Source organism: Sphingomonas soli NBRC 100801, from assembly GCF_001591025.1.
GTDB classification, from domain to species: Bacteria; Pseudomonadota; Alphaproteobacteria; order Sphingomonadales; family Sphingomonadaceae; genus Sphingomonas; species Sphingomonas soli.
This window is the reverse complement of sequence record NZ_BCTZ01000021.1, coordinates 1-13,285: the sequence shown is the minus strand read 5'-3', so window position 1 is coordinate 13,285 and position 13,285 is coordinate 1. Positions and strand designations below refer to the sequence as shown.

At 67.7% G+C, this 13,285-nt stretch carries 16 protein-coding genes; 6 read left to right on the top strand and 10 right to left on the bottom strand.

The annotated features are described in order from the left end of the window. Nucleotides 1–9: 9 nt before the first annotated feature. The 3 genes from SSO01S_RS15275 to SSO01S_RS15265 are packed head-to-tail and all read right to left on the bottom strand — an operon-like array spanning nucleotide 10 to nucleotide 2,443. Nucleotides 10–876: a type II secretion system minor pseudopilin gene (locus SSO01S_RS15275; protein ID WP_245646834.1), complete on the bottom strand. Its 867-nt coding sequence runs from the start codon at nucleotides 874–876 to the stop codon at nucleotides 10–12. After that, complete coding sequence (locus SSO01S_RS15270) at nucleotides 873–1,415, bottom strand: type II secretion system protein GspJ (protein ID WP_066800580.1); 543 nt, start codon at nucleotides 1,413–1,415, stop codon at nucleotides 873–875. Before SSO01S_RS15270 ends, SSO01S_RS15275 begins: the two co-directional genes overlap by 4 nt. Then, complete coding sequence (locus SSO01S_RS15265) at nucleotides 1,412–2,443, bottom strand: penicillin-binding protein activator (RefSeq protein WP_281178705.1); 1,032 nt, start codon at nucleotides 2,441–2,443, stop codon at nucleotides 1,412–1,414. The genes SSO01S_RS15270 and SSO01S_RS15265 overlap by 4 nt, the downstream gene beginning before the upstream one ends. On the opposite strand from SSO01S_RS15265, the gene gspN reads away from it, so the two are divergent. Next, entirely contained in the window at nucleotides 2,422–3,129 is a 708-nt protein-coding gene (gspN, locus tag SSO01S_RS15260; protein ID WP_245646832.1) for a type II secretion system protein N, read from the top strand. The genes SSO01S_RS15265 and gspN overlap by 22 nt on opposite strands. A 4-nt stretch (nucleotides 3,130–3,133) precedes the next feature. Here the strand turns inward: gspN and SSO01S_RS15255 are convergent, their stop codons facing one another. The 4 genes from SSO01S_RS15255 to gspL are packed head-to-tail and all read right to left on the bottom strand — an operon-like array spanning nucleotide 3,134 to nucleotide 7,447. After that, entirely contained in the window at nucleotides 3,134–4,351 is a 1,218-nt protein-coding gene (locus tag SSO01S_RS15255; protein WP_066800573.1) for a type II secretion system F family protein, read from the bottom strand. Beyond that, nucleotides 4,351–5,835, bottom strand: a complete 1,485-nt coding sequence (gene gspE, locus SSO01S_RS15250) for a type II secretion system ATPase GspE (RefSeq protein WP_066800566.1) — start codon at nucleotides 5,833–5,835, stop codon at nucleotides 4,351–4,353. Before gspE ends, SSO01S_RS15255 begins: the two co-directional genes overlap by 1 nt. Continuing rightward, nucleotides 5,832–6,299, bottom strand: coding sequence for a type II secretion system protein M (locus SSO01S_RS15245; RefSeq protein WP_066800564.1), 468 nt, complete (start codon nucleotides 6,297–6,299; stop codon nucleotides 5,832–5,834). The genes gspE and SSO01S_RS15245 overlap by 4 nt, the downstream gene beginning before the upstream one ends. After that, nucleotides 6,296–7,447 (bottom strand): type II secretion system protein GspL, encoded by a 1,152-nt coding sequence (gene gspL, locus SSO01S_RS15240; RefSeq protein ID WP_245646831.1) that lies wholly within the window; start codon nucleotides 7,445–7,447, stop codon nucleotides 6,296–6,298. Before gspL ends, SSO01S_RS15245 begins: the two co-directional genes overlap by 4 nt. A gap of 15 nt (nucleotides 7,448–7,462) precedes the next feature. Between gspL and gspG the strand changes: the two genes are divergently transcribed. Genes gspG through gspD form a run of 5 tightly spaced genes read left to right on the top strand, consistent with a single transcriptional unit; the run spans nucleotide 7,463 to nucleotide 11,581 of the window. After that, on the top strand, nucleotides 7,463–7,927 hold the full coding sequence (gspG, locus tag SSO01S_RS15235; protein ID WP_245646830.1) for a type II secretion system major pseudopilin GspG: 465 nt from the start codon (nucleotides 7,463–7,465) through the stop codon (nucleotides 7,925–7,927). Nucleotides 7,928–7,931: 4 nt separating this feature from the next. Further along, the gene (locus SSO01S_RS15230) at nucleotides 7,932–8,396 is read left to right on the top strand and encodes a GspH/FimT family pseudopilin (protein WP_066800558.1); all 465 of its coding nucleotides are present in this window, start codon (nucleotides 7,932–7,934) and stop codon (nucleotides 8,394–8,396) included. After that, the gene (gspI, locus tag SSO01S_RS15225; RefSeq protein WP_066800556.1) at nucleotides 8,393–8,740 is read left to right on the top strand and encodes a type II secretion system minor pseudopilin GspI; all 348 of its coding nucleotides are present in this window, start codon (nucleotides 8,393–8,395) and stop codon (nucleotides 8,738–8,740) included. The genes SSO01S_RS15230 and gspI overlap by 4 nt, the downstream gene beginning before the upstream one ends. Next, nucleotides 8,737–9,534 carry a type II secretion system protein N gene (locus tag SSO01S_RS15220; protein WP_066800553.1) on the top strand — a complete coding sequence of 266 codons (798 nt, stop codon included), beginning with the start codon at nucleotides 8,737–8,739 and terminating at the stop codon, nucleotides 9,532–9,534. The genes gspI and SSO01S_RS15220 overlap by 4 nt, the downstream gene beginning before the upstream one ends. 10 nt (nucleotides 9,535–9,544) lie before the next feature. Continuing rightward, nucleotides 9,545–11,581, top strand: coding sequence for a type II secretion system secretin GspD (gene gspD / locus SSO01S_RS15215; RefSeq protein WP_245646828.1), 2,037 nt, complete (start codon nucleotides 9,545–9,547; stop codon nucleotides 11,579–11,581). 147 nt (nucleotides 11,582–11,728) lie between these two features. On the opposite strand, the gene SSO01S_RS15210 is transcribed toward gspD, so the two are convergent. Genes SSO01S_RS15210 through SSO01S_RS15200 form a run of 3 tightly spaced genes read right to left on the bottom strand, consistent with a single transcriptional unit; the run spans nucleotide 11,729 to nucleotide 13,064 of the window. Next, a complete protein-coding gene (locus SSO01S_RS15210) occupies nucleotides 11,729–12,145 on the bottom strand; it encodes a hypothetical protein (RefSeq protein ID WP_066800549.1) in 417 nt (138 codons plus the stop codon). Next, nucleotides 12,136–12,597 (bottom strand): hypothetical protein, encoded by a 462-nt coding sequence (locus SSO01S_RS15205; RefSeq protein WP_066800544.1) that lies wholly within the window; start codon nucleotides 12,595–12,597, stop codon nucleotides 12,136–12,138. Before SSO01S_RS15205 ends, SSO01S_RS15210 begins: the two co-directional genes overlap by 10 nt. Continuing rightward, the gene (locus SSO01S_RS15200; protein ID WP_066800542.1) at nucleotides 12,594–13,064 is read right to left on the bottom strand and encodes a hypothetical protein; all 471 of its coding nucleotides are present in this window, start codon (nucleotides 13,062–13,064) and stop codon (nucleotides 12,594–12,596) included. The genes SSO01S_RS15205 and SSO01S_RS15200 overlap by 4 nt, the downstream gene beginning before the upstream one ends. Between the last annotated feature and the right edge of the window lie 221 nt (nucleotides 13,065–13,285).

Below are 13,285 nucleotides of genomic sequence, written 5' to 3'. Positions count from 1 at the left end.
CGCGCCTGTTCAGCGCAGGTCGGGCGCTCCCGGAGGGACGGCGGCGCCGCGCCAACGCTCTACCGGCACCACCTCAACCTTTCCATCCGCGCCGGAACGCCGCTGGATCAGAGTCGCACCCTGCTGACTGGTGCCGCCGATCGTCGCACGGGTGCGCACCCAGAAACTGTTCGAACGGAACGAAGCGCCCCAGGGCATGGTGAGCTGCTGATCGGACAGATCCTTGATCGTCAGATAGCCACGCTGCGCCCGCACTTCGGCCAGCCGTGCAGCGGCAAGCGGGTTGTGGAGGAGGATGGCGAGCATTTGCTGATCCGCGGCGTTCAGGTTGATCGTCGTCGTGCCCGGCAGCGCGGTGACCAGCCGTTCGAGCCGGCTGACGATTTCCGGATCGATCCCGGCCAGCCGCAATGGCCGCAGATCGGTAATCGGCCCCTCGCGGCGGACATATTCAGCGGCAGCCAGGATCTGTTCCGGCGAAAGCCCTGCTTCTGTGCCGATATTCTGGAACATCACGACCGCCGATGCCTCCCCCTGGCGAAGGGCATTGATGTTGAAGCGGCCTTCGGCATCCGCGATCGCCAGCGAGAAGCTGCCGCCCTCGATCGGAGCGTTTCGTTCGGAAAGCTTGCCCCAAGGCTCGGCGGCATGGTCTGCCTCAGGCGCGATCTCGGCATCGCGGCGCAGGGCGACCAGCGCAGAAAGCTCGCCTCCGCGCACCACCGCGAGCGCGCGCGCGGCCTCGCGCGTGCGCAGACCCCGGTCGAGTGCTAATTCCTCACGGTTTATCATCAGCAGCACGAGCCCCGCCGCGATCGCGACGAACATCAGCACGTTGACGAGGATCATTCCCTCTTCGCGCTCGCATCCGGTCACTTGCCTTGCTCCAAGGCCCGGGCTGGCAGGGTGACCACCCGCCGAAGCGTGCCGGGCGCGCCGCCGGGGCCCGCCACAGCCATCTCGACCTCCACCGCGCGGGGCCAGCGCTCGCGAGTCTTGTCGTCCACCGGCCAGGTGTTCACCCAGACCCCGTCCCAGAAGCGCCAGCGCAGGGTCGCGATGCCGGTCAGCACCTCCTGCGGCTGCGGGCCGATCTGCCGGACGAGATTGCCATTCGCGATCGAGTAGCGAACGGGCACGGCAACGCCGCCGACCGCAGGCGCGGCGCGGCTGAACGAAAGGTCCTGCCCCGCGCCGGACATTGTCCCAGGGGCTATCTGATCGAGATCGGTGGAGATCACGATCATCGCGCGCTGGAGATCGGCGAGCCGATCCGAGCGCCCCTCGGTGCGGTTCTGCACCTTGATGATGCCGTCGACGAGCGCCAGCCCCGCCACCGCGATTAGCGCGAACAAGCCCAGGGAGATCATCAGCTCGAGAAGCGTGAACCCCGCCTCCCCGCGGCGCTGGCTCACGAACCCGAGCTCACCGCCGCCGGTTCATAGCCCTGCCCCCGCGCCACCAGGATTGCGAAGTCGCGCGCGACCGAGCCATCGGTGCGGAAGCGAACCGGGCCGGTCACACAGTTGAATCCTTTGTTATCGAGCAGCCCCTCGCTGCCCAGCTTGCCCGCCTTGCGAAGCGCGTTGGCTATCCCGGCGGCGTCATAAGCAAGCGCGGTGATGGCCCCAGCCGCGCCACCGTTGCGTGCCTCGAACTCCGCAGCGAACGTGCCGAAAGCGCCCGGATCGGGGCTCGCGATCCACGCACCGTCCAGCGCCTCAAGCGCCTGAGGTCGATGATCCAGGCCTTGCAGTGTGGCCAGCAACTGCACCCCGCTTCCCTTGATCCGCCGCGCTGCCGTGAGCATCGCCTCACCGCTGCCCGGCAGGAGCACGGCATCCGGCGCCGGGTCGGCAAGCGGCTGATCGTGGGGCATCACGTGGATCGAGATTCCCAGTTCGCTCTCCATCCGCCCGGCGGCGAGGAGCGCGGCGGCGCTCCACGCCGTGCCATCATCAATCACCGCGACCGACCGCACCCCGCGAGATCGCGCGTAACGCAGGATCGCAGAGGTCACCTGGCTGGCGGTGATCCCGAATATCCACGTGTTTGGTGCACGAAGCACCGAATCGTTACTGAACGAGACGACGGGCACGCGGCCAGCGACAGTCGAGGAGACGGCAGGCACTTCCTCCGCGGTGAGCGGTCCCAGGATCATGGCTGCCTTCGCCTTGAGCGCCTTGGCAGCGGCAGCCGCAGCCCCGGCAGCGGTGCCGCCGGTATCGAAACTGATCACGAACTGGCTGTTTTCCGCGAGCAAGGCAGCCTGGCGCATGCTAGACGCCAATCGCGCTCGCGGCCCCGTGAGCGGCAGGAGCAGAGCGATCGGACGCTTGTCCGCTTTCTCTGCTGCAAGAGTTAATGAAGGAAGCGCGACCGATGCGGCCAGCCCTGACAGCAATTCTCGGCGAGCCAGCGATGATTCGAGGAACTTGGGCACGGCGCCGTATTATCGTTTTCGTGGTGCTGGGCATAGCCGCCTATGTGCTGGCCATACTGGCGACCATGCCTGCCAGCGTGATCGTGAAAAGCGCGCCATGGCGCACAGGCGTGACGGGTACGGTGTGGAATGGCGAGTTCGGCGTGGCAGGCGGAACCAGGATAGAGTGGCGGATGGCCCCGCTGCGTTCGCTGACCAGCCTCGCCTTTGCCGCCGATTTCAAGGGCAGCGGGCCGGATACCGATCTGACGGGCAGGATACTGATCCATCCGGGCGGGCGGACGGTGCTCGACAATGTCAGCGGCTCGGCAAATGCCAGCCTGCTGCGCGCGCTCCAGCCCGGCCTCCCCTTCACTTGCGACATGGCGATGCAGGTGGAGTTGAAGCGCGTCGCGATCGGAGGCGGGAGCCAGGTGATTGATGGCACGCTTGCCAGCGATCCCGGCGCCTGCCGCCCCAAGGCCAGGGGCCCGGCCAGCGCGGTGCCCGCCCTGATCCTCACAGCCGAGCATATCGGCAATGGCAGCCGGATCCGGCTCGCGCCGATGACCCAGCGCCGCAAGCTATTGATGGATGCCACGCTGGCCGAAGACGGCACGCTGGACATCGGGCTGACCCCCGATGGCTCTGCGACCCTGCCCTTCACCGGCCTTCCCGCCGGCGTTCGCATCAAGGGCCAGATGTGACGGCTTAAAGCGTCACAAGATTGTTGAGGTTGATGATGGGCAGCAGGATCGCGAGGACCATCATCAGCACCAGCCCGCCCATCACCAGCAACACCAAAGGCTCGGCGAGGGCAACCAGCGCGGAGACAAGGGCATCCAGCTCGCGCTCCAGCTCGGTCGCGGCGCGGCTGAGCGCGGGGGCAAGCTTCCCCGAGGATTCGCCCGAGGCGACGATCGCGACGAGCATCGTCGGGAAAACGCCCGCCTCCTGCATGGCGGCGCGCAGGCTCACGCCTTCGCGGACGCGCGTCGCAACGCCCACGGCCTTTTCCCGAACCCACCGATTGGGCGTGACCGCTGCTGCCGCGTGCAGCGCCTCCACCAACGGCACGGCGCTGCCAACCAGCGTCGCCAGGCTGCCGGCGAACCGCGCGGCGCTCAATTGCCGGCTGAAGCGGCGAAACGGGCGGCGCTCGGAAAAGAAGCGATCCATCCGCAACCGGTTCGCCGGCACCCTGGCCCAACGCAGAAGGAGTAGGCCCAGTGCCGCGAGCAGGACCAGCACGTACAGGCCGTAGCTCTGCACGAACCAGCTGATCGCGATCAGCATGCGCGTGAGCAGCGGCAGATCGGCCCCGCGCGAAATGAACACTCGCACGATATCGGGCACAACATAAACCATCAGCAGCGCCATCATCCCGATCGAAACGACTGCGAGGAGCGCGGGATAGAGCAAGGCGAGCTGGAGCTTCTGGCCATTCGCCTGCCGGTTCTCGACGAATTCGGCGAGGTGATTGAGCACGTCCGGCAATTTTCCCGACGCTTCGCCAGCGGCGACCGAGGCCCGATAGAATTCAGGGAACGCCCGGGGCTGCGCCGCCAGAGCAGCTGCGAAGCTGCGCCCGTCAAGGATGCTTGCGCGCACCGCCAGCAGCAAGGCGCTGACAGACGCTTGTTCGGACTGAAGGGCGACGAGACGCAGCGCTTCCTCAATTGAAATATCCGAACCGACAAGCGTGGCGATCTGGCGAGTGATCGTGGCCAGCGCCTTGGCCGAGAGCGCTCCGCGGCGGAAGCTGGGGAGCGAAAAGCCCTTGCCGCGCTCTCCGGCAAGTTCGACCGAAAGGGGCAACAGGCCCTGATCGCGAAGCGCCGAGCGTGCGGCACCCGGGGACGGCGCTTCGATCACGCCCTTTCTCGAACCACCGGCCTTGTCAGCCGCGCTATAGGAATAAGCGGGCATCAGGCTTCATCACGGACGACCCGGGCGACCTCGTCAACCGTGGTCAGCCCGGCGCGAATCTTCGCCACCCCATCCTGGAGGAGGCCGGGGCTATGCTTACGCGCATGGCTTTCCAGTTCGGCCTCAGAGGCCCCGTCATGGATCAGCTTCTGAAATTGTTCATCGACCGCGACGACTTCGTAAAGCCCTGCTCGGCCGCGATAGCCGTCATGATGGCACTCGGCGCAGCCGCGCGCGCGCCAGACGGCGTCGCCTGCCGCGATGGCGCCCCCAAGCAGAACTGCATCTGCATCGGAGGCTATATCCTCCTGCCGGCACGTGGGGCAAAGCTTGCGCACCAGCCGCTGCGCGACAAGCCCGACGACCATCGGCGCGAGAAGGTAGCGCTCGACCCCCATGTCGATCAGCCGCGTGACCGATCCGACCGCACTGTTGGTATGCAACGTCGAAAGGACGAAATGGCCGGTCATCGACGAGCGGACCGCCACTTGTGCAGTCTCCTGATCGCGGATCTCGCCAACCATGATGACGTCGGGGTCCTGGCGCAGGATCGCCCGGAGGCCGCGCGCGAAGGTCAGATCTGTACGCGGATTGACCTGGGTCTGGCCGATCCCGGCAAGTTCATATTCGATGGGATCTTCCACCGTCATGATATTGCGCTTGCGGTCATTCAGCGTGTTGAGCGCGGCATAGAGTGTGGTCGTCTTGCCCGATCCGGTGGGCCCGGTGACAAGAAGCATGCCGTGCGGACGCTCAAGCAGAGCATGGAAGACCTGGCGGTCGCGGTCGCTCATGCCCAGTGCCTCAAGGTCAAGACGAAGCGAGCCCTTCTCCAGCAGGCGCATCACCACGCGTTCCCCATGCTGGGTCGGGATCGTCGAGACGCGCGCATCGACGTCATGCCCGCCGATCCGGAGCGTCACGCGACCGTCCTGCGGCACGCGACGCTCGGCGATATCGAGCTTGGCCATCACCTTGATGCGGCTGACCAGCAAGGGCGCAAGCGCGCGCGGCGGCTCGATCCGGTCGCGCAAGACACCATCGATGCGGTACCGCACGACGAGGCGCTTTTCCTGCGTCTCGATATGCACGTCGGATGCGCCTTCCTTCACAGCTTCGAGGAGAAGCGCGTTGATCAGGCGGATGACGGGCGCATCGTCGCGGGTGTCGAGAAGATCGTCGACGGCAGCAGCACTATCGGCCAGCGCGGCCAGATCGAGTTCGCCCATGTCGATATCAGCCGCCGCGCCCGCGCCGCCATAAGCGGTGCTGAGCGCTGCATCGAAGGCTTCGTCCGCCAGCGCAATAAAGGCGGCGTCCGGAGCGATGCGCTGGACTTCGAGCAATGCATCGAGCGCAACGCCCGCGCGGTGGACGCATTCAGGCCCATCTGCCCCGGCGCGCAGTAGCACGCCATTACGCCGCGCGAAGCTGTACGGCAGGGCAGGCAACGGTTCGGGGATCAAGGCGAGGGTTTCGTTCATGCGCCGAAATCCACCACTGCGGAGACGCGGCCGGGCGCATTGCCGCGCTGGATGGTGGCGCGTGTGGCGCGCAGATCGCTCGTCGCGGCGAGATCAGCCAGCCACGCCATCAGATTGTCGTAGCTGGCATCCGCGACCACCACGCGCACACCGCCTGCGGTCGCTTCGGGCGTTGCGGCCAATCCCAGGGACGCAGCAGCGTCGCTTGCCACCTTCAGCGGCTCTCCCTGCCGACGGGCAACGGGCGTACGCGTGAGCGTGCCCGCCGCGAGGATGCGGGCATTGAGCGTTTCATAGGTGTGAATATCGGCGATCGCATCGGCGCGCGCGGCTTGCAGCGGCTTGATCACGCCATAGACCAGTACCACCGCCGCGATTAGCGCGGCCATCGTGCCGGTGAGGATGCGTTCGCGGTGGGACAGCGCGCTCCACCAGATGCCGAAGCGGGCGAGCAGATCCTTCATGCGCCCCTCGCCGTGATGCGGATGCTGCCATCGGACGCGGTGGTGACGGTCGCATCGACGCTTGCAGCCTTGAGCGCAGCGTCGATGCGCGTGGCCAGTCCGGGTTCGCTGCCGTCCGCATCCATGGTCAGCGTATTTGCCTGAAAAGTCATCGACCGCACGCCAAGCGATCCGGCAAGCGGTGCGAGCGCAGCCGACACCCGGCTGGCCAGCGGGAGAAAGGCGTCGGCCTTCGCGCTGGCCGCTGCAGGAAGCAGAGTGGTGACATCTCCGACCAGATCATCACCGATGGCGACGCCCGTTGCCATGGTCGCGACCAGAGCGCGGGTGTCAGCGGCGCGGCGATCGGCGATCGAGCGGAGCATCAGCGTATCGGCAGTCGCGATCACGATATGCGCCGCAGCGCCCAGCGCCACGATCCAGCCAAGGCGGCGCCAGAGGCTCGACGGGCTCGCACCGGTCCGGGCGTAAAGGCCCTGGCGCAAATCGAGCGTCGGCTTGGCGAGTATCTCACGCACCGGTTCGTCGGAATATGCGGCTCCGTCGGCTTTCCAGCCGTCGGGCAGTGCGCCCGCAGGCGGGTCACCAGTGACGACAACTTCAAAGTCGCTCTTGTTCGGCGCATTTTCATAGGCGCTCCGGAATAGCGCCGCCGGTGCAGCAAATCCGCCATAGCCGGTTCGCACCAGCACCCTGCCATCGGCGAAATGCGCGTTCCAAGCATCCGCGGCACTCGCGGGCACCGTAAGAACATCGGGAACGATGGCGGCATGCCCAAGCCCTGCCGCGTCGGCCATGGCAACCCAGCGCGCCATTACCGCATGGCTGACCACGCCGACCAGATAGCGCTTCGGCCCCACTTCCTGGCCCAGCGCAATATGGACGCTCTCTACCGGTTCGGCGATCCGATCCTCGATCGCGAAAGCCACGGCGGCCAGGCGCTTGGCGTGACTCGCGAGCGGCAGATCGACTTCCAGGAGCCGGACCTGCTCGGTGGGGACGAGAATGGTTGCCGGGCCGCTGGCATCCACTATGATCAGCCGGTCGCCCGCCAGCGTCCAAATACCCCCGGCGCGCGGCGCCTCTAGGTCCGGCGCACCCATTGCGCTCGATCCGGCTGTCACATTTGCTTCATGGGCAGGACGCATGAGGCGGGGATGCGCATGATTTCGAGACAAATCAATGACGGCGTGGTGCGGGAGCGCCGCAATGTTCCGAACGGCGAAGCGGGTTTCACGCTTCTGGAAGTGATGATCGTGCTGATCATCGTGGCGATCCTGGCAGGACTCGTCGCGGTTAACGTGATGGGGCGGCCCGACGAGGCCAAGGCCACGGCGACCAAGACCAACATGTCGACGATCCAGGGCGCGCTCAAAATGTATCGCCTAGACAATGGCAGTTACCCCACCACCGAGCAGGGTCTGAAGGCGCTCACTGAGAAGACCACTACTCCTCCGGTGCCGGTAAGCTTCCCGCAGGGCGGCTATCTCTCCGCCCCCGCAGCCGATGGCTGGGGCAAGCCGTATGAATATAACTCGGACGGAAGCAGCTTCACGATCCGTTCGCTGGGCAAGGATGCCAAGGCCGGCGGCGAAGGCGTGGATGCGGACGTGGAAGCCAAAGGCTGATCGAATGCGGCAGCGCGATCACGGCGAGGGCGGCTTCACGCTGATCGAAATGCTGATCGTCTTGGTGATCATCGGGGTGACGGCAGGTGCCGTGACCCTTGGCATCGGCAGCGTGACCCGCGCACCTAGCGTGGAAACCGAGGCGCGCAGGCTGGCGACGCGAATCCAGGCGGCTTCGGACGACGCGATGCTCGGCGACCGGATGATCGCATTTACCGCAGAGGAGCATGGCTATGGCTTCGCGACATTCGGCGCGGACGGCAAGCTGATCCCGCGCACCGACGATACGCTGGGCTATCACCAATTGCCGTCAGGCATCGTCGTCACGCTGAGCGTCAAGCCGCCCGTCGTGCTGGGGATCGACGGCGCAAGCCGGCCCATGGCGGCCACGATAGAGAGCGGCACGCAGCGCTGGGTGGTGACGTTCGATGGGCTGACCGCCCACGCGGTTCCGGCACCCGCGACATGAAGGACGAAGGCTTCTCGCTGATCGAGGCGCTGGTGGCACTCGCGGTGCTCGCCATCGCAACGGTCGGGCTGATGCGCGCGGTGGAATCGCATATCGATTCGACGCGGGGGCTGGAGCGGCGCGCAGCCGCGATGTGGGTGGCGGAAAACCGGCTCGCCGAGCTTGAGGCAGGCATTGCCGGCGCAGACCAGGTCGCGATGCTGGACGAGAAATGGCAGGTCGCGGTCAACCGGCAGGGCACCGCCGACCCTGAAATCGTGCGCGTGCGCATCGCGGTCACATCCATGCGGGACAACGCCACGCTTGCATCGCTCGACGGGTTCGTGGACGGACGGAAGCGATGATCGGGAACTTCACCCTCACGCCGCGTCAGGCGCGCACCGGGCTCGACCTGCTGACCGGACTGACCGTCGTGTCGGTCGCGGTGGCGCTCGCCGGGCTGACGTGGCGGATTGCCGGCCATGCCGAGACGGGGGCAGTAATGGTGCCGCAGGGTAGCAGCGCCTCCATAGTGGCCCCGGATATCGCCCCTGCCCTCGCGCTCGCACCGTTCGGCAAGGCGGTGGGTGGCGATGCCGGCATGGCGACAAGCCTGCCGCTCGAGCTCAAGGGCGTGTTCGCCGCGCGACCGGCAGAGGCGTCGGTCGCGTACATCTCGGTGAGCGGCGCGGCCGCGACGCCCTTCCGCGTAGGCGATGCGGCGGGAGGCGGCACGATCACGGCCATTCATCGCGACCGGGTGATCCTGTCCAATGGCGGACGCAGCGAATTCCTGGCCTTCCCGGATCCGGCGCTCTCGCCGGAACAGCGCGCCGCTGCCGTCGCGAAGGGACCAGCGCCGCTGGTGCCGGGCGTGGCGCCAGCGCAGGGCAACGCCATCGCTCCTCCCGCCGCGCCCAATCCGGCGGACATGCTTGCCCGGCTAGACGCCACGCCGGTCACCGGCGGCTACCGGATCGGGGCCAATGGGCCGCCGGGGATGCAGCCGGGCGACGTCATCCAGTCGGTCAACGGTACCGCGCTCACCGATCCTTCCGCCGCCAATGGCGCGTTCGCCGCAGCCCAGGCGAGCGGCTCCGCCCAGATCCAGATCCTGCGCAACGGCAAGCCGCTCACGCTTACCGTTCCGCTACGCTAATAAGGCTCCCGTGAAGATTCGCACCGCCCTTGCCACCCTCGCGCTCGCCGGTACCATGCTCGACAGCGTGGCGATGGCGCAGGATACCGCGTCTGCCCCAGCGGCTGCCGATGTCGTGGTCAATATGCGCGGCGTGGAGATCGCCGATGTTGCTGACCAGATATCGCGGATCACCGGGCGGACGCTGATCCTCGATCCCGCGGTGAAGGGCGTGGTTACGGTCACTTCGGCGACGCCGCTGTCTCCGGCAGGCGTGTGGGAGCTGTTCCAATCGGTGCTGCGCGCCAATGGCTTCGCGGCGGTGCGCTCTGGTCGGGCGTGGCGCATCGTGCCTGCCGCCAATGCCGTGCGCGACGGCGGCGTGCCGGGGCGCGGCGTGGGCGGGCAGCAGCTGGTGACGCGGATGGTGCGGCTGCAGAACGTGCCGGCGGCCGACGTGGCCCGCGTGGTGCGGCCGCTGGTGGCGACCTTTGGCAGCGTCGAGCCGCTGACGAGCCCGAATGCGGTGGTAATCACCGACTATGCCGACAATGTCGCGCGGGTGGAGGGCATCGCCCGCCAGCTCGACGGCGGCAGCGGCGCGACCTTCGCGACGATCGCGCTCAAGAATGGCGACGCAGCGGCGGTGGCGGAATCGCTCACCGCAGTGCTGGGCGATGGCGGAGCCAAGGTGGCAGCCGATATTCGCAGCAACACGATCATCGTTCGCGGAACGCCCGCAGCGGTCGCGGAGGCGCGCAAGATTGCGCTGTCGCTGGACGCACCGGGCGGCGCGGCGCCGATCACCCGCATGTTCCGGCTCAATTACGCCGATGCGGAAGCGGTGACCGAAGTGCTCCGCGGTATCCTGGGCCAGGGCGAAAGCGTCGACAACCCGATCGCCCGCAGCCTTTCGGGCAAGTTGCCGGGCGCGCTCTCGCGCAACAATGCCGCGCAGGCGCTTTCGTCGCTCACCAGCGGCGCGAGCGGCACGGTGCCCGGCGCTGCGCCCGGCATGCCGGCGATGGAGAACAACGCGCAGGCGACGCCGCAGGGCTTCGCCACGCCCGAGCTGACGGTGCAGCCCGCGCCCGAACTCAACGCGGTGGTGGTGCGCGGCAAGCCGCAGGCGATTGCGTCGATCGAGCAGCTCATCACCGATCTGGACGTTCGCCGCCCGCAGGTGCTGATCGAAGCGGCGATCGCGGAGATCACCGGCGACGATGCCGAGGCGCTGGCGGTGCAGCTGGGCACGAGCGGCGCGGTGCTCGACCAAGTGAAGGGCGCGGGCACCTCCTTCTCGACGCAGACGGGCATGCCGTCGCTCGGCACGATCCTGGGTGCGCTGGGCGTTCCCGCCGCCGCGTTGCTGGGCGAGGGCTTTACGGGCAATCTGGCGATCGGCGACGACTTCTCGATCCTCGTCCAGGCGCTGGGCGTGTCGAGCAAGGCCAACCTGCTTTCCACGCCGCAGATCACGACGCTCGACAATGTCGTGGGCGAGATCGTGGTGGGGCAGAACGTGCCCTTCGTCACGGGATCGATCCTGACCAACACCGGCTCGGCGACACCCTATACGACGATCGAGCGGAAGGATGTAGGCATCACGCTGCGCATCCTGCCGCGCGTCAATGCGGGCGATACGATCCGGCTCCAGGTGAACCAGGAAGCCTCGTCGATCGCCACCGCCAACGTGACGGGCGCATCCGACCTGATCACCAATCGCCGGGCGATCAACACCACCGTGCTGGCCGACAATGGCGAGACGATCGTGCTCGGCGGGCTGATCAGCGACGATTATATGGACGTGCGGCGGCAGGTGCCGATCCTGGGCGACATCCCGATCGTGGGCGAACTCTTCAAGAGCCGGCGCGAGGCGCGGCAGAAGCGGACCTTGTTCATCTTCCTCAAGCCGACGATCCTGCGCGACGGGCGCGATGCGGCGGCTGCGGCGAAGGACCGCTATGCCCGGCTGCGATCGGACGAGATCGCGAACAACAAGCGAAAGAGCCTGTTGCTGACCCCACCGACGCCGCGGCTGACGGTGGAGATCGACGGGATCTACTGAGCGAGCGGAGCGCGGAAGGTGACACTAAAGTGACACCAAGAGCGCCTCACCGTCGGCCAATGCCCCCAATGTTTTCCTGCGATTTCAAAGAGCTGGCGGCAATGCCGACCGGCCGAGCCAAGCAGACGAAATCCTACATTGCAAGCTTTATCCGGCGGGCAGCGGCACCCGCGCCCGCTCGGCGCCGCGGGTGAAGAATGCCGCGTCGATCGAAAGGCTTTCGAGCTTCCAGCCATCGACGCTGTCGCCGATGCGGAGCGTACGCGAGGCCCCGCCGCTGCGCACCAGCGCAACCGCGTCTTCGCCGAGGCGGCCAACGATGCCGATCAATTCCGGCGCATTTGCGGGCACCGCGCTCTCATCGGGCTGAGCTGCACCGAACAAGGGGCGCGCATAGACCGAGGCGAGCGGCGGCGGGACCGTTACGGAGATCGGGACCGGTGCGGGCGCGCGCTCGGGGAGCGGCACCGCCCTGCCCGGCATCAGCAGCGCGAGCGGCATCACGACGGCAACCGCGCCTGCGGCCGCGAATGCGATCAGATCGGTGCGCCCCCCTATCGCCATGCCGCCACCAGATCGCCCGTGAGGCGGATGCCACCGGGGGCGGGATCGAGACGCCAGCGGCGCAGGCGCGTCAGCGGCTTTGCGCGCTCCAGCGTATCGGCGAACGCCACCACGGCTTTCTCGGCACCCGACACGCGGATGCGCAATACGGCGATCCCCGGCGCGGCAGGCGCGGCGCTGGTTTCCTCGACGAGCACGCCGCCCGCCTTTGCGAGGGTCTGCACGCGCTGCATCATCGCGCCCCGGGCGGCGGCGATGTCGGCGGCGCGGATTTCGAGGCCCGGCGCGACCAAGGGGGACGCGACGGCAGGATCGGCGGCGATGGCGGCAAGACGCGCATGCTCGGCGCGCGCGGCCCCCAGCTTGCCGATGGCGTCCCCCGTGGCGGGCGCGAGCAAGGCCGCGACGAGCAGGCCCGCGCCAGCCCCGATGGCGATCGGCGGGAGCTTCACTGCACTTCCTGATGCAGCGAGACGATCATCGCGCCATCGCCCTGACGCTGGCCGTTGTCGCGCAGGCCGACAAGTTCGGGCGCGCGGCGGATGGCGACGCGCAGCCTGTCGGGATCGATCGTGGTGACTTCGACGTCGAGCGCGCCCCGGGCGGTGCGCTCGGCGCGCAGCAGCGTGGCATCGGCGGGCAGCGCGCGGGCCAAAGCCTCCAGCGTGTTGCCCATCGGGGGGCGGCTGACGGCGGCGGCCATCTCGACATGCGCGGCTTGTGCCGCCTGTTCGGCGGCGATGCGCGGGGCGAGATCGGCCTGCAGGCGCGCGATCTCCGCGCGTTCGGGGCGCAGGAGGAGCTTCGCGCCCGCGATGGTGAGGAGCGGACCAAGCGCGATCAGGACGGCGACGGCTGCCGCCGCCTCCCATGCGGCGGGCACGCGGCGCAATGCTGCCACAAGCGATCGGCTCTCCATCGGCGCGGGCTTAGCCGCTAGCCCCGCCCCGCCGCAAGCGAGCCGCGTGGACGGCGGGATTTTGGGGGCAGGTTGGCGGGGATTGGGTGGGGGAACCGGCAACGGCCGCTCCCTTGTCACCCCGGGCTTGACCCGGGACCCGCCTGGCGGCGCTCGATGGACGAGAGGTTCCAGCGTCGACACCCGCGGCTTCGTGGACCCCGGAACAAGTCCGGGGTGAC